The organism is Nocardioides sp. WG-D5 (assembly GCF_054031175.1).
The window spans coordinates 4660383-4675929 of sequence record NZ_CM132928.1; the positions used below are offsets into that span (position 1 = coordinate 4660383).

Annotated in this window: 12 protein-coding genes and 1 pseudogene; 5 read left to right on the top strand and 8 right to left on the bottom strand. The window is 70.0% G+C overall.

What is annotated here, in order from left to right; all coding sequences use genetic code 11:
- Positions 1–7 precede the first annotated feature (7 nt).
- Positions 8–1978: a TIGR03960 family B12-binding radical SAM protein gene (locus ACWZJV_RS22595; RefSeq protein ID WP_008358531.1), complete on the top strand. Its 1971-nt coding sequence runs from the start codon at positions 8–10 to the stop codon at positions 1976–1978.
- Between the two features lie 4 nt (positions 1979–1982).
- On the opposite strand, the gene ACWZJV_RS22600 is transcribed toward ACWZJV_RS22595, so the two are convergent.
- From ACWZJV_RS22600 to ACWZJV_RS22610, 3 genes are all read right to left on the bottom strand, one after another.
- On the bottom strand, positions 1983–2354 hold the full coding sequence (locus tag ACWZJV_RS22600) for a GNAT family N-acetyltransferase (RefSeq protein WP_457181976.1): 372 nt from the start codon (positions 2352–2354) through the stop codon (positions 1983–1985).
- A 225-nt stretch (positions 2355–2579) separates the two neighbouring features.
- Positions 2580–2963, bottom strand: coding sequence for a RidA family protein (locus tag ACWZJV_RS22605; protein ID WP_457178826.1), 384 nt, complete (start codon positions 2961–2963; stop codon positions 2580–2582).
- Positions 2964–3009: 46 nt separating this feature from the next.
- On the bottom strand, positions 3010–3432 hold the full coding sequence (locus tag ACWZJV_RS22610; RefSeq protein WP_457178828.1) for a GNAT family N-acetyltransferase: 423 nt from the start codon (positions 3430–3432) through the stop codon (positions 3010–3012).
- A gap of 48 nt (positions 3433–3480) precedes the next feature.
- On the opposite strand from ACWZJV_RS22610, the gene ACWZJV_RS22615 reads away from it, so the two are divergent.
- On the top strand, positions 3481–3849 hold the full coding sequence (locus tag ACWZJV_RS22615; protein WP_457178830.1) for a nuclear transport factor 2 family protein: 369 nt from the start codon (positions 3481–3483) through the stop codon (positions 3847–3849).
- Position 3850: 1 nt separating this feature from the next.
- Here ACWZJV_RS22615 and ACWZJV_RS22620 read toward each other — a convergent pair whose 3' ends face one another.
- Complete coding sequence (locus ACWZJV_RS22620; protein ID WP_457178832.1) at positions 3851–4849, bottom strand: endonuclease/exonuclease/phosphatase family protein; 999 nt, start codon at positions 4847–4849, stop codon at positions 3851–3853.
- 88 nt (positions 4850–4937) lie between these two features.
- Between ACWZJV_RS22620 and ACWZJV_RS22625 the strand changes: the two genes are divergently transcribed.
- From ACWZJV_RS22625 to ACWZJV_RS22635, 3 genes and pseudogenes are all read left to right on the top strand, one after another.
- Positions 4938–5678 (top strand): TIGR03936 family radical SAM-associated protein, encoded by a 741-nt coding sequence (locus tag ACWZJV_RS22625; protein ID WP_374221701.1) that lies wholly within the window; start codon positions 4938–4940, stop codon positions 5676–5678.
- Positions 5679–5702: 24 nt separating this feature from the next.
- Complete coding sequence (locus tag ACWZJV_RS22630) at positions 5703–6899, top strand: winged helix DNA-binding domain-containing protein (RefSeq protein ID WP_457178834.1); 1197 nt, start codon at positions 5703–5705, stop codon at positions 6897–6899.
- A 413-nt stretch (positions 6900–7312) separates the two neighbouring features.
- Positions 7313–9946: pseudogene (locus ACWZJV_RS22635) on the top strand (Rne/Rng family ribonuclease); the annotation flags it as partial.
- A 970-nt stretch (positions 9947–10916) separates the two neighbouring features.
- Here ACWZJV_RS22635 and ACWZJV_RS22640 read toward each other — a convergent pair.
- From ACWZJV_RS22640 to ACWZJV_RS22655, 4 genes are read right to left on the bottom strand one after another with little or no spacing between them, the layout of a single operon-like run.
- Positions 10917–12392, bottom strand: a complete 1476-nt coding sequence (locus ACWZJV_RS22640; RefSeq protein WP_457178836.1) for a mannitol dehydrogenase family protein — start codon at positions 12390–12392, stop codon at positions 10917–10919.
- The gene (locus ACWZJV_RS22645) at positions 12389–13225 is read right to left on the bottom strand and encodes a carbohydrate ABC transporter permease (protein WP_008358508.1); all 837 of its coding nucleotides are present in this window, start codon (positions 13223–13225) and stop codon (positions 12389–12391) included. Before ACWZJV_RS22645 ends, ACWZJV_RS22640 begins: the two co-directional genes overlap by 4 nt.
- The gene (locus ACWZJV_RS22650; RefSeq protein ID WP_008358506.1) at positions 13222–14181 is read right to left on the bottom strand and encodes a carbohydrate ABC transporter permease; all 960 of its coding nucleotides are present in this window, start codon (positions 14179–14181) and stop codon (positions 13222–13224) included. The genes ACWZJV_RS22645 and ACWZJV_RS22650 overlap by 4 nt, the downstream gene beginning before the upstream one ends.
- Positions 14181–15500 (bottom strand): ABC transporter substrate-binding protein, encoded by a 1320-nt coding sequence (locus tag ACWZJV_RS22655; RefSeq protein WP_457178839.1) that lies wholly within the window; start codon positions 15498–15500, stop codon positions 14181–14183. Before ACWZJV_RS22655 ends, ACWZJV_RS22650 begins: the two co-directional genes overlap by 1 nt.
- Positions 15501–15547 lie beyond the last annotated feature (47 nt).

The following is a 15547-nucleotide window of genomic DNA, read 5'->3' on the forward strand; positions in this document are numbered from 1 at the left end:
GCCCATCGTGACCGTCGCCCAGAGCGACCTCGTTCCTGAGTCCGTCTTCCCTCGGCTGGAGCCGCGCCTGGCGCTGGTGTCCAAGCCGATCCAGTACGTCGGTGGGGAGCTCAACTCGACCGTCAAGGAGTGGAACGACGTCGAGGTGCGGTGGGCGCTGATGTACCCCGACGCCTACGAGGTCGGTCTGCCCAACCAGGGTGTCCAGATCCTCTACGAGGTGCTCAACGAGCGCGACTGGATCGCGGCGGAGCGCACCTACGCGGTCTGGCCCGACCTCGAGAAGATCATGCGTGAGGGCGACGAGCAGGGTCCGATCCCGCAGTTCACCGTCGACGCGCACCGTCCGGTGAAGGCGTTCGACGTCTTCGGGCTCAGCTTCTCGACCGAGCTCGGCTACACCAACATGCTCAACGCACTCTCGCTGGCCCAGATCCCGTTGCACGCGGTCGACCGTGGTGACGACGACCCGATCGTGCTCGCCGGCGGCCACGCCGCGTTCAACCCCGAGCCGATCGCCGACTTCCTCGACGCCGCCGTGCTCGGTGACGGCGAGGAGGTCGTGCTCAAGATCTCCGAGGTCGTGCGCGAGTGGAAGCAGGACGGTCGCCCCGGCGGCCGCGACGAGCTGCTGCGGCGCCTGGCCGTGTCCGGGGCGGTCTACGTCCCGAAGTTCTACGACGTGAACTACGCCGCCGACGGCCAGATCGAGGCCGTGGTGCCCAACCGCCCCGACATCCCGTGGCGGGTCCGCAAGCACACCCTGATGGACCTCGACGCGTGGCCCTACCCGCGCAATCCGCTGGTGCCCCTGGCCGAGACCGTCCACGAGCGGTTCTCCGTGGAGATCTTCCGTGGGTGCACCCGCGGCTGCCGCTTCTGCCAGGCCGGGATGATCACCCGCCCGGTGCGCGAGCGTTCCATCACCACCATCGGCGACATGGTCGAGAACGGCATCCGGAAGTCCGGCTTCGAGGAGGTCGGGCTGTTGTCCCTGTCCTCTGCCGACCACACCGAGATCGGTGACGTCGCGACCGGCCTCGCCGACCGCTACGAGGGCACCAACGTGTCGCTCTCGCTGCCCTCGACCCGCGTCGACGCCTTCAACATCACCCTGGCCAACGAGTTCTCCCGCAACGGCCGTCGCTCCGGGCTCACCTTCGCCCCCGAGGGCGGCTCCGAGCGGATGCGGAAGGTCATCAACAAGATGGTGACCGAGGAGGACCTGATCCGCACCGTCGGTGCCGCCTACAGCCACGGCTGGCGCCAGGTGAAGCTCTACTTCATGTGCGGTCTGCCCACCGAGACCGACGAGGACGTCCTGCAGATCGCCGAGCTGGCGAAGAAGGTGATCGCGAAGGGCCGCGAGGTCTCCGGCCGCAACGACATCCGCTGCACCGTGTCGATCGGTGGCTTCGTACCCAAGCCCCACACCCCCTTCCAGTGGGCCTCCCAGCTCGACCACGAGACCACCGACGAGCGCCTGCAGAAGTTGCGCGACGTGGTCCGCTCCGACAAGAAGTTCGGCCGCGCGATCGGGTTCCGCTACCACGACGGCAAGCCTGGAATCGTCGAGGGCCTGCTGTCCCGCGGCGACCGCCGCGTGGGTGCGATCATCGAGCAGGTCTGGCGCGACGGCGGTCGCTTCGACGGCTGGTCGGAGCACTTCTCCTACGACCGCTGGGTCGCCGCCGCCGAGACCGGCCTCGCCGGCACCGGCGTCGACCTCGACTGGTACACCACCCGCGAGCGTGAGTACGACGAGATCCTTCCCTGGGACCACCTCGACTCTGGCCTCGACAAGGACTGGCTCTGGGCCGACTGGGAGGACGCCCTCGCCGCAGCCGACGGCGAGGACATCGAGGTCGAGGACTGCCGCTGGACCCCGTGCTACGACTGCGGCGTCTGCCCGGAGATGAACACCGAGATCCAGATCGGCCCCACGGGTCAGAAGCTGCTCCCGCTGTCCGTCGTCTGATCGGTCAGGGCTCGATCCGCTTCTCGAAGAAGACGCGACCGAATCCGCGATCGTCGCGCCGGGACGTCTCGACATAGCCGATGCGCTCGTAGAGACGCTGGTTCTCCACCATCGTCTCGTGGGTGTAGAGGCGGATGACCTTGGCGCCCACGGCGATCGCTCGCTTCTCGGCGAGCGCGAGCAGGTGTCGGCCATATCCCTGACCGTGGTTCTCGGGGCGGACCGCGACGTTGTCCAGCACGAAGTCGTCAGGCGACGGCAGTAGCACGACGAATCCCTTGATGTCGGCAGTTCCGTCGGTCACGACCCACACCTCGGCGGACGTCACAAGCTCGTCATAGTCGGCATCCATCGGCCCCGGCCGTTGATCCCGCATCCGCGGGAGATAGCCCTCGTACGCTTCGACGGCGATCGCGCGCAGAATGGCGGCATCGGAATCCACCGCGCGACGAACCGCGAATGATGGTTGAGGGACCACATCGGCGAGCGTAGTCGTCGTTCGGTCCGATCAGTCCGCAAGCTTCCAACATGGGTGACGTGCGACTGCGAGTGCGAATGGTCGGAACCGGTCTGGGCAGCTTCCTCCTGGGCGAATGACCGCTCAGCGGATCGCTGCGGTCGCCTCGATCTCGATCAGTACGTCGGGGCGGAACAGGCCTGCGACCTGCACCAACGAGCTGGCGGGCGGGTGGGTGACGTCGACGAACTCGTCGCGGACCGAGCGGATCATCGGCAGCTCGTCGGTGGCGACCACGAAGTAGGTCAGCTTCACGACATCCGCCCAGGTCGCGCCGGCGGCGGTCAGGGCGATGCCGAGGTTCACGAAGGTCTGCCGGGTCTGCGCCTCCCAGCCGTCGGCCACGGTGCCGTCGGCGGTGATGCCGACCTGTCCCGAGGTGACGACCAGCCGGGCGCCGGGGTCGGTGATCACCGCGTGGCTGTAGCCGGCGGGGGCGGGAAGGTCTTCGGGGGTCAGGAAGTCCACTCGCCGACGGTAGACCGGCCGCGCGATCCGGGCGACTGATTACCGGTCAGCCCACGGGGCGGACCCAGCGCCGCCACTCCGACTGCGCCTCGTAGCCCGAGCTCTTCCACAGCGACTGCCCCAGGTCGTTGCCCTCCAGGACCATCGCGTCGATCCGGCTCGCGCCCAGGGCCACGAGGCGGTCCTCGGCGTGGGCCAGCAGACGGCGGGCGAGCCCCTGGCGGCGTACGTCGGGGTGGACCGCCAGGCGGTAGAGATGGGCGCGCCAGCCGTCCCAGCCGGAGATCAGGGAGCCGACGATCCGGCCGTCCGGGGTCACTGCGACCGCGCAGGCGTCGGGGTCGCGCGCGATCAGCGCCTCGATCTTCGCGGGGGAGTCGGTCGGGCGCGCGTCGTTCTCGGCAGCCACCTCCCACAAGGCCATGAGAGCGGGTACGTCGGCAACAGTGGCAGGGCGCAGCTCGATCACGGCCGGAAGTGTCCCACGCGGGCACTCGGCCACCGATAGTTTGCGGCCATGACGGACAACAACGCGCTGGGACGCCGGTATCTCGAGCTCCTCGAGGGGAGGGACTGGGATGCCTGGGTGGCTCTGCTGGACGAGGGCGTCGTCTACGACATGCCGCAGACCCGCGAGCTGATCGTCGGGCGCGCGTCGTTCCTCGAGTTCAACCAGACCTACCCCGGGGAGTGGCACCTCACCCCGAAGGTGGTGATCGCCGACGACGAGCGTGCCGTGGTCTGGTTCGACTGGACGATGGGCGACGAATCGGGCGAGTCGCAGACGTTTCTCGAGATCGGCGCAGGGCGGATCACGCGGGTGACGGACTTCTGGCCGGAGGCGTACGAGCCGCCCGCGAGGGCCGTGTCGGTCGAGCGCTACTGACTCAGCAGTCCTCGGCGCCACGCATGGCGAAGTCGATGCTGACCGCGTGGTGGTCGGAGAGGCCGGTGGGGGTGACCCTGCCGGCGCCGGCCTCGAGCCAGGAGTTGGGGAGGAGGTAGTCGACGCGGCCGCCGCCGTCGTGGCTGGCACCCAACGAGGCGCCGGCGTCGGTCAACGAGGCCAGGGCGGTGCCGAGGACGCCGGAGCCGGAGCTGGCGTTGAGGTCGCCGCCGAGAAGCTTGGCGCCGTCGTAGGCGTTCACCCTGGACATGACCGCACCGATCTGCGCCTGCCGCAGCGAGTCGGAGGTGTGGTCGAGATGGGTGTTGAAGACGACCAGGCGCTGGCCCTCGATGATGATGTTGGCCCGCAGCACCCCGCGCTGCTCCTTGCCGTCGCTGTTGGGCAGGTGGGTGTTGCCGGACTCCGCGATGGGGAAGCGCGACAGGATCGCGTTGCCGTAGCCGCCGCGGTCGGTGATGTAGTCGTTGGCGCCGAAGACCGCCTGCATCCCCAGGTGGGAGGCGATGATCGCGGGCTGGTCGACGTTGCCCGAGCGGCGGCGGTTCCGGTCGACCTCCTGGAGGAGTACGACGTCGGCGCCCGACCCGCGGATCACGCCGGCGATCCCGTCGAGCTCACCGGGGGAGACCCGGCCGCCCTTGATGTTGAAGGTCATCACGGTCAGCTTGCGCGGGACGGCGCAGGGGTCGATCTTCGGCTTCTTCGGGGCCTTGGCGATCGCCGGAGGCGCCTCCAGCGTCGTGAACTTCGGCAGCGGCTCCGACGACGCCGAGGCCGACGCCGGGGCCGACGGAGAGGCCTCGAGGGTCTCGGCGCTCGGCGACGAGGAGGCGTCCGCGGAGGCCTGTCGCGCGTCGCCCAGCCGGGGCGCGAGGACGGTCAGGGCGGCGATGGCACCGACGGTGAGAACGACCGCGAGGATCGGCAACAGCTCCTCGAGGCGTACCGAGATCGTTCGTCGTCTGTGGTGGCTCACCGCGCGAGTCTCCCATTTTTCGTATGCAAACCGTTACATCCAGTTCGTCCCCCATTCGCCGGGTGGGTGATCGCCCCCGAGGACCGACATAATCGACTCCGTGCGTCAACAGCCCGAACAGCAGGCCCCGCCGGTCCAGCGTCTCCGCATCCGCTACGCCAAGCGCGGCAGGCTCCGGTTCACCAGCCACCGCGACTTCAGCCGCGCCTTCGAGCGCGCGGTCGCACGGGCCCGGATCCCGGTGGCCTACTCCTCGGGCTTCAACCCGCACCCGCGGATCTCCTACGCCGGCGCGGCTCCGACGGGGGCCGCGAGCGAGGCCGAGTACGTCGAGCTCGCGCTGCGCGAGATCGTCGACCCGGCCGCGACCAAGGGTGCCCTGGACGAGGTCATGCCCGACGGCCTCGACCTGCTCGACGTCGTCGACACCGCCACCTCGCCCAAGGGCGCGCTCGCCGACCTGCTCACCGGCAGCGAATGGATCATCGACCTGCCGACGGCGCCGGAGGACGCGGCCGCGGCGGTCGCGGCGTTCCTCGGCGCCGAGGAGGTCATCGTGGAGCGGATGACCAAGAAGGGGATGCGCGAGTTCGACGCCCGAGGCGCGGTCGTACGTCTCAGCTCGGCGCCCCGCGAGGGCGGCTCGCGCCTGGAGTTGCTGCTCAAGCACGGCACCCCCTCCGTACGTCCCGACGACGTCGTCACCGGACTGGAGCGCATCGGCGGGCTGAAGGTCGGCCCCGAGCACGGCGGGCTGCCGCTGCTCACCCGGCTCACCCAGGGCATCTTCGACGAGGAATCCGGCACGATCGGCGACCCGCTGCACTAGTGTTCGAGTGGTGAGGCGCTGCCGATGAGAATGGTCACCGACCGCGAGCGGCGGGCGAGGCTGGGCCGGCGACACGGGCTCGCCCCCGACCACCGGTACGCCGACATGGCCGCCGCGACGCAGGCGATGACCGTCTGGCACGCGACCGAGGCGGCGACGGTCCATCTCGCACTGCGCGCGCGGGTCCGCGACCTCCGGGTCGAGGACGTCGAGCGGGCGCTCTACGAGGAGCGGTCGCTGGTCAAGCAGCTGGCGATGCGGCGCACCCTCTTCGCCTTCCCGCGCGACCTGGTCGCGGCTGCGTGGGGGAGCGCGTCGGCCCGGGTCGCCGCCCAGGAGGAGAAGAACCTCCACAAATGGCTGACCGCGGGCGGCATCGTCGAGGACCAGGACGGCTGGATCGAGAAGGCGTACGCAGCGACGCTCGCGGCCTTGGCCGACGGTGAGCCGCGGACCACGACGCAGCTGCGCGAGCTGGTCCCGGAGCTCGACGTCCGCTTCCGGATGGGCGCTCCCGGCAAGAAGTGGGGCGGCGAGTTCGCGATCGGGCGGTGGGTGATCGGCACCCTCGCCGCGCAGGGGCGGCTGATGCGGGCGACCAACCTCGGCCACTGGCGGCTGAACAAGCCGACATGGACGCTCACCGAGTCGTGGCTCGACGCGATGCCGGTCCCGCTCGCCCCGGCGGATGGCTACGCCGAGCTCGTCCGCCGCTGGCTGTGGACGTTCGGTCCCGGCACCGAGGCCGACCTGGTCTGGTGGCTCGGGTCCACGAAGTCGGCGGTGCGAGCGGCGCTCGCCGCGGTGGAGGCCGTCGAGGTCGGGCTGGAGAGCGGCGGCACCGGCTGGGTGCTGCCGGACGACCCGATCGCCACCTCTCCCGAGCCCGAGATCGAGCCCTGGGCCGCTCTGCTGCCCACCCTCGACCCCACCGTCATGGGCTGGAGGGAACGCGGGTTCTATCTCGACGCGGAGGACGTGGCGTACCTCTTCGACTCCAACGGCAACGCCGGCAACACCGCCTGGTGGGACGGCCGGATCGTGGGCGCCTGGGCGCAGGACGACGACGGCCGGGTGCACCCGATCGTGCGCCACGACATCGGCGCCGCCGGGCGGGCGGCGCTGGCGACCGAGGCCGCGCGGCTCACCGAGTGGCTCGACGGGGTCGTGATCGTGAACGTCTACAAGTCGCGCCAGATGAAAGAAGCGACCCTTCCCTGAGTTTCGTTGGCGTCCGGATATCGGTCTGTTGACAGGGTGTATGCGATACTCCGAGACGACTGCTCAAACAATCGGGCCCGACCCGAGGAATGGACAGTCCGACGACGCCTCGCCGGCGTGGGTCCCTCCGGGGCCTCGCTCCGGCACACAGGAGGTAGGTCGTCACCAGACCGCGACGCAGGCCTAGCAGGTCAGTGAGAGCGACTCGCCCGGGAAGGTCCCGGACGGCCGAGCGACCGCGGCAGGTGACGAACCGCAGCCTGTGACGCACCACTGCGGAGGATGCCGCCGCCCTGACAAGCTTTGCGCCGCGACGCGGCTGCTACGTGGAAAATAGCTCGATACTGCGCAGCGCCCGTTTCCCGGCACCTGACTATCCGGCACCTGTGAAGGTCCTGGATGAGGAGAACGGCATGGCCGACGAGACCACTGTCGAGAACACCGAGAACGGCGCTGAAACGCCGCAGACCCCGGTGACCGACACGAACGACGCGGAGACCACCGCGGAATCCGCTCCCGCGAAGAAGACCGCGGCGAAGAAGACCACGCGCAAGCGTACGACCAAGAAGGCTGTTGCGGCCCCGACGGAGGGCACCGAGGCCCCCGCCGAGGAGTCCGCCGAGACGGGTGAGGCCGCCGAGGCCCCCGCCAAGAAGACGGGCGCGAAGAAGACGACCCGGAAGCGTACGACCAAGAAGGCTGCCGCTGCGGCGCCGGCCGAGGTCGAGACCACCGAGATCCCCGCTGCGCCGGAGGGTGAGGCCGCCGAGGCCCCCACCGAGACCACCGAGACCACCGAAGCCGCCGAGACCGTCGAGGTCCCGGCGAAGAAGACGGCGGCGAAGAAGACCGCTGCCAAGCGGACGACGAAGAAGGCGGCCGCCAAGAAGGCCGTCGCCCCGGTCGTCGAGCCCGTCGAGGCCCCCGCCGAAGAGGTGGCCGACGAGGTCGCCGACGAGGACGTCGAGGAGACCGAGACCGAGCAGGCCGGCCCGGTGGCCCCCGCGGTGCTGTTCCAGGCGCCGACCAAGACGACCACCCGTCGGCGTACGCGGAAGGCCGCCGAGCCGAAGCCCGTCGAGGAGCCCGCCGAGGCCGCCGTCGAGACGCCCGCCGAGGAGGTGGCGCCCGCCGCCGAGCCGGTCGTGGAGCCGGCTGCCGAGGAGGCTCCCGCCCGGGGCCGCAGGCGCAACGCGCGCCGCGCCGAGCCGGCCGAGGAGACGGCCGCCGAGGAGGAGCCGACCGAGGTCGAGGCTGAGGTCACCGACGCCGAGTCCGAGACCGACTCCGACGAGAGCTCGGCCGACGACGGCGAGGGTGGCGGCAACGGCCGTCGTCGTCGCCGCCGTGGCGGCCGTCGTCGCCGCAAGGGTGCCAACGGCGACGCCGAGGGCTCCGACACGACCGACGCCGAGGGGTCCGACGACTCCGAGGGCGAGAGCGACGAGAAGGACGCCGACGCCGACCAGCAGGGCGAGGGCGGCAGCTCCTCGCGCCGTCGCCGTCGTCGCCGCCGTGCCGGCGAGGCCTCGGGCGAGGCCGGCGACGACCCGGAGAACACCGTCACCAAGGTCCGCCAGAGCCGCACCGGCGAGGACCAGATCACCGCGCTGTCGGGCTCGACCCGCCTGGAGGCCAAGAAGCAGCGCCGCCGCGAGGGCCGCGAGGCCGGTCGCCGTCGCGCCCCGATCGTGAGCGAGGCCGAGTTCCTGGCCCGCCGCGAGTCCGTCGAGCGCGTCATGGTGATCCGCGAGCGCGAGGACCTCACCCAGATCGCGGTGCTCGAGGACAAGGTCCTCGTGGAGCACTACGTCGCCCGCGAGAGCCAGACCAGCCTGATCGGCAACGTCTACCTCGGCCGCGTCCAGAACGTGCTCCCCTCGATGGAGGCCGCGTTCATCGACATCGGCAAGGGCCGCAACGCGGTCCTCTACGCCGGTGAGGTCAACTGGGCCTCGCTCGGCTGGAAGGAGGGCCAGCCCCGCAAGATCGAGTCGGTGCTGACCTCGGGCCAGAAGGTGCTCGTCCAGGTGACGAAGGACCCGATCGGCCACAAGGGCGCCCGCCTGACCTCGCAGATCTCGCTGGCCGGCCGATTCCTGGTCTACGTGCCCGACGGCACCACCTCCGGCATCTCCCGCAAGCTCCCCGACACCGAGCGCAACCGCCTCAAGACCCTCCTGAAGGAGATCGTCCCCGACACGGCCGGCGTGATCGTACGCACCGCCGCGGAGGGCGCCGCCGAGGAGGAGCTGACCCGCGACGTCGAGCGGCTCAAGGCCCGCTGGGAGGACATCGAGAAGCGTGCGGGCGGCAACGCCCCGCAGCTGCTCTACGGCGAGCCCGACCTGACCCTGAAGGTCGTCCGCGACCTGTTCACCGAGGACTTCGCCAAGCTGGTCATCTCCGGCGACTCGTCGTGGGAGACCGTCAAGGACTACGTCCAGTCGGTGGCCCCCGACCTCGAGGAGCGCGTGGAGAAGTACGACGGCGAGGCCGACGCCTTCGCTGCGTACCGGATCGACGAGCAGATCGCCAAGGGCCTGGACCGCAAGGTCTGGCTGCCCTCCGGCGGCTCGCTGATCATCGACCGCACCGAGGCGATGACCGTCGTCGACGTCAACACCGGCAAGTTCACCGGCTCCGGCGGCAACCTGGAGGAGACGGTCACCAAGAACAACCTCGAGGCGGCCGAGGAGATCGTGCGCCAACTCCGGCTGCGCGACATCGGCGGCATCATCGTCGTCGACTTCATCGACATGGTCCTCGAGTCCAACCGTGACCTGGTGCTCCGTCGCCTGGTCGAGTGCCTGGGCCGTGACCGCACCCGTCACCAGGTCGCCGAGGTCACCTCGCTGGGTCTGGTGCAGATGACGCGTAAGCGGATCGGCACCGGCCTGCTCGAGGCGTTCTCGGAGAACTGCGACGCCTGCGGCGGCCGCGGTCTGGTGATCCACGAGCACCCGGTCGAGCCCGGCAAGTCCTCCGGTGTCGCCCCCGACGAGCCGCGCTCGCGTCGTCGTGGCGGTCGCGGCGGCCGCGGCAAGGGCCGCGACGAGATCGGTGGCGAGCAGCGCACCGAGCCCGTCGAGGAGTCCGCCAGGACGCCGTCCCCGGCCGAGTTCGCCGCGATGGCCGGACAGACGGAGAAGGTCGACGAGCCGGCCGCGGTGGCCGAGTCCGTCGAGACCCCCGCGGAGACGGTTCCGAGCGAGCCCGAGACCGCCGAGGCCCCGAAGGTCACGACCCGCACGCGCTCTCGCCGGTCGAAGGCTGTGACCACCGAGGAGCCCACGGTGGCCGAGTCCACCGAGCCGGCCGAGAACGTCCAGCCCGTCGAGACCGCTCCCGAGCAGGTCGAGGCACCGAAGGTGACGACGCGTACGCGTTCGCGCCGGTCCAAGGCGTCGACCCCGGCGCCCGAGCCGGTCGAGGCCGAGACCCCCGCCGAGCCGGTCGCCGAGGCGCCCGCGGCTGCACCCGCCGAGCCGGAGGCTCCGAAGGTCACCACCCGCACCCGCACCCGTCGTGCCGCCACGACCGGCCGTCCGGTCCTGGCCGCGGTCGTCGGGAGCTCGACCTCCGAGCCGAAGCCGGCCGCGGAGAAGCCCGCCCCGGTGGCCCCGCCGGCCGAGCCCGAGGCGGCTGAGCCCGAGGCGACCGAGCCGGAGACCACCGAGCCCGAGACCACCGAGCCCGAGACCACCGAGCCCGCCGTCGCCGCGCCGGTCGCGGCCGAGCCGGTCGACTCCAAGCCGAAGGTGGTCACCCGGCAGCGCCGCGGCGCCCGCCGCGAGGTGGTGAGCACGGGCGAGGGCGCGGTGATGACCGCGACCAAGCACGAGGCGCCGGTCGTCAGCAACGGCACCGCGTCCACCCCGGCGCCGAAGGTCGTGACCCGCACCCGTGGTGGCGCCAGCCGCGACACCACGCCGACCCAGGACAGCTGACAGACCACGACGCCCCGGTGACCCCCCTCGTGGTCACCGGGGCGTCGTGCTGTCTCCGAGCGCGCTCTCAGCCCTCCCAGCTCTCGAGGGTCTTACGTGCCCCGATGGCGTGCAGGGACGCCAGGGCCTCGGCGTACGGCTCGGTGAACTCGGGGGAGTCGACGAGGTCGCCGAAGAGGTCGGGGTCGCGGAGGAAGGCGAGCGGGTCGTCGCGCTGGGCGATCGCCCGGGCCATCACCTCGGCCCGGCGCCGGTCGACGATGTCGATCGGCGCGCCCTGCTCGTCGACGCCCTCGGCGTAGCGGGCCCAGGAGGCGACGACGAGCGCCGAACGGCGCACCGAGCCTCCGGAGGCGAGCTGCGCCGAGATGACGGGTACGAGCCACTTCGGGATCCGGTCGGAGCTCTCCGCGCACAGCCGGGCCAGGGTGTCGCGGATGTGGGGGTTGGCGAAGCGGGAGATGAGCTCGCGCCGGTAGCCGTCCAGGTCCACCCCGGGCACCTGCGGCAGCGTCGGGGTTCCCTCCTGGGTCATGTAGCCCAGCAGGAAGTCGACGAAGAGCGGGTCGGCGCAGACCTCGTGGGCGTAGCGGTAGCCGGAGAGGTAGCCGAGGTAGCACAGCGCCTGGTGGCTGGCGTTGAGGAGTCGCAGCTTCATCAGCTCGTAGGGCTCGACGTCGGGCACCATCTCGACCCCGGCCAGCTCGAACGGCGGCCGTCCCTGTGGGAAGTGGTCTTCGAGCACCCACTGCGAGAACGGCTCGCTGACCACCGGCCAGGCGTCCTCGATCCCGAAGCGCCAGCCCACCTCTTCGAGGTCGGTGTCCGTGGTGGCCGGGGTGATCCGGTCCACCATCGAGCTCGGGAAGGCGACGTCGGAGGCGATCCAGGCTCCCAAGTCCGGGTCGCGCAGGGAGGCGAACGCCGACATCATCCCCCGGGCGACGTCGCCGTTGCCGGCGATGTTGTCGCACGACATCACCGTGAACGGCGCCACGCCCGCGGCCCGTCGTCGAGCCAGCGCCTCCACGACGTACCCGAAGGCCGTCGACGGCACCGCCCCCGGCTCCAGGTCCGCCTGGATGTCGGGGTCGGAGGCGTCGAAGCCGCCGGTCGCCTGGTTGACGTGGTAGCCGCCCTCGGTGATGGTCAGCGACACGATCCGGATCCGCGGGTCGGTGAGCAGTGCCAGCACGTCCTCGGGGGAGTCGGGGGCGAAGAGGTAGTCGATGATCGAGCCGATCACCCGCCCGTGCACGCCGCCGTCCGGGGCACGCTCGACGAGCGTGTAGAGATGGTCCTGCGCGGCGAGAGCATCCCGCATGCGTACGTCCTGGGGCATCAGCCCCACCCCGACGATGCCCCAGTCGGTGATGCCCGAGGCGAGCAGGTCGTCGACATACCGCGCCTGGTGGGCGCGGTGGAAGCCGCCGACCCCGAGATGCACGATCCCGGGGGTGACGGCGGAGCGGTCGTAGGCGGGGACGGCGATGGCCGCAGACAGCTCGCCGAGCCGAGCTGACGTGAGTGGTGCGTAGGTCATTTGACCGCCCCGAGGGAGAGGCCCTGGACCAACTTGTCCTGGGCGGCGAAGCCGGCGATGAGCACGGGCAGCGAGATCAGCGTCGCCCCGGCGGCCAGCTCGGCGAGGTAGGCGTGCTCGGTCTGGATCAGCGTGTTCACGAAGACCGGACCCGTCTGTGCGGCGACCGAGGTCAGCACCTTGGCGTAGAGCTGCTCGTTCCAGGCGAAGATGAAGCAGATCAGCGACGTGGCCGCGACACCCGGCATCGAGATCGGCGCGACGATGCGAGTCAGGATCCGGAACGTGCTGGCGCCGTCGATCGAGGCCGCCTCGATGATCGCGGGCGGCACCTCGGCCAGGAACGAGCGCATCATCCAGACCGCGATCGGCAGGTTCATGGCGGTGTAGAGCAGGATCAGGATGATCACGTTGTCGGGCATCTTGATCACCTGGGTCGTGAACAGGTAGATCGGCAGGATCCCCGCGACCATCGGCAGCATCTTCGTCGACAGGAAGAAGAACATCGCGTCCGACCACTTCTTCACCGGCCGGATCGAGAGGGAGTACGCGGCGGGGATGGCCAGGGCGAGCACGAGCAGCGTCGAGATCACGCTGGTGATCACCGAGTTGATCAGCGCCGGGGTGATCGGGTTCGCCGAGGTGAACAGGCCGCTGTAGTTGTCCAGCGTCAGCGGGGCACCCCAGCTGGGCGGGTAGGTCTGGGCGTCCTGCGGTGCGTGCAGCGAGGTCAGGACCATGTAGAGGATCGGGATCACGAAGATGATGCCGACCAGCCATGCTGCGATCGGGATGGCGATCTTCGCCACCCGTTGCCGGTTCCAGGTGTTCATCGGGCAGCCTCCTCGTCGGTCAGCAGGGACGACACGACGCGGAGCGCGAAGGTCGCGATGATTAGGGAGCCGATGACCACGACGACGCCCAGCGCTGAGGCGACCCCGTAGTCCTTGGCGGAGTAGAACGTCTCGTACACGGCGAACGGGATGTTGGTGGAGTTCAGCCCGCCGGTCATGCCCAGGACCGAGTCGAAGTTCTGGACGATGAAGATCGTGCCGAGCACGATCGAGAGCTCGAGATAGCGGCGTACGTGGGGGAGCGTCATGTGCACGAACGTCTGCCAGCCGTTGCAGCCGTCGATGCTCGCCGCCTCCAGCACCTCGGGATCCTGCGACTGCAGGCCGGCGAGCAGGATCAGCATCATGAACGGCGTCCACTGCCAGATCAGCTCGATCTCGATGGCGAGCTTGGGATGGTCGGTCAGGAACGCGATGTCCTGGGCGCCGGGCACCCCGAGCTGCCCCAGCACGCCGTCGACCAGACCGAAGCCGGTCATCAGGATGCCGTTGCCCCAGAAGACCGCGGCCGCGATCGGCACGATCAGGAACGGTGCGATCATCATCGTGCGTACGAAGCCGCGGCCGATGAACGCGTGGTTGAGCAGCAGTGCGATCCCGAGGGCCAGCAGGGCGCTGACCCCGACGACGACCACGGTCATCTCGATCGTGTTGAGAACCGCCGTCCGGTAGGCCGGCGTCGTGAACACGGTCTTGAAGTTGTCGAGGCCGGCGAAGCTGCGCCCCGGCGCGTCGGGCTGGGCGCTCCAGCTCATGAACGACATCACCAGCGTCGCCACGAACGGCAGCTGCGTCACCACGATCAGGAAGACCAGCGCGGGCAGCAGCGGCGCGCGCAGCTTCCACGACTCCCGGCCCCATTTCCTGTACGCCGCGGGCGGCCGGGTCGCCGTCGGCTCCACTGTCGTGGGTAGAGGTGCGGTCACGGAGGCCATCACTGCTTCTCCTTCTGGACGTCGCCGTACTCCTGGGCGAGCGACTGACAGCGGTCGAGCGCCGCGTCGGTGGTCTTCGAGCCCGAGATCGCGCTGGAGAGCTGCTTGGCGCACTCGGTGCCGAAGTCGGTGAAGCTCGGGACCCCGACGAACTGGATGCCGTTGTAGGGCCGCTTCTGGACGCCGGGGTTGTCGGCCTGGGCGTTCTTGATCGCGTTCATGGTCGGGGTGGCGAAGGAGCCGGCCACCTCGAGGTACTCGGGGTTCTCGTAGGTCGAGGCCCGCTTGCCCGCGGGGACGTTGGTCGGCCCGCCGGTGTCGTGCTCGGTGTCGGCCATCACGAGCTCCTCGTACTCCTTGCTGGAGGCCCAGGCGACGAACTCCTTGGCGTCCTCCTGGTGGCGCGAGGCCTTCTGGATCGCCCAGGCCCAGGTGTAGAGCCAGCCGGCGTTCTGGGTCTGGTCGTGCGGGGCGGCGACGTAGCCGACCTTGCCCTTGACCGGCGACTCGCCCGCTTCCAGCGACCCGGCGCCGGAGGTGGCGTCGTACCACATCGCGACCTTGCCCTGCTGCATGGCGTTGAGGCACTGCGGGAAGCTGAAGGTCGCGGCACCCGCCTCGCCGTGCTCGCGGACCAGGTCGACGTAGAAGTTGGCCGCCTTCTTGAAGCCGCCCTTGTTGACCTGGGCGTTCCAGTCCTCGTCGAACCAGGTGCCGCCCATCGTGTTGACCACGGTCGTGATCGAGGCGAGGTTGTCGCCCCAGCCGGCCAGGCCGCGCAGGCAGATGCCACGCATGTCGGGCTCGGCCTCGTCGATCCGGGCGGCGAAGTCGGCGACCTGGTCCCAGGTCGGCTCGGCCGGCATCTCGATGCCGTGCTTCTCGAAGAGATCCTTGCGGTACATCAGGAACGAGGACTCGCCGTAGAACGGCTGGCCGTAGACCTTGCCGTTGGCCGAGAGGGCCTCGGTCATCGGCGGCAGGATGTCGTCCTGGTCGAACTCGGGGTCGTTCGCGATGCTCTCCATGTCCGAGATCCAGCCGGCCTTGGCGTAGTAGGGGATCTCGAAGTTGGACAGCGTCGCCACGTCATAGATCCCGGACTGGTTGGCGAACTCGGTGCTCGCGGTGTCGCGCATGTCCTGCTCGACCTTGACCACGAAGTTCACCTCGATCCCGGTCTTCTCGGTGAAGTGCTCCGCGGTGAGCTCCTGGAGCTCGAGCATCTGGGGGTTGTTGACCATCAGCACCGTGATGCTGTGCTCGCCCGCGCTCGTCCCGCCGGCGCCCAGGCCGCCGGTGCCGCATGCCGTCAACATCACCGTCGCCAGTGATAGCGCTGTCAGCGCTGCGGAGGTCCGTCTCC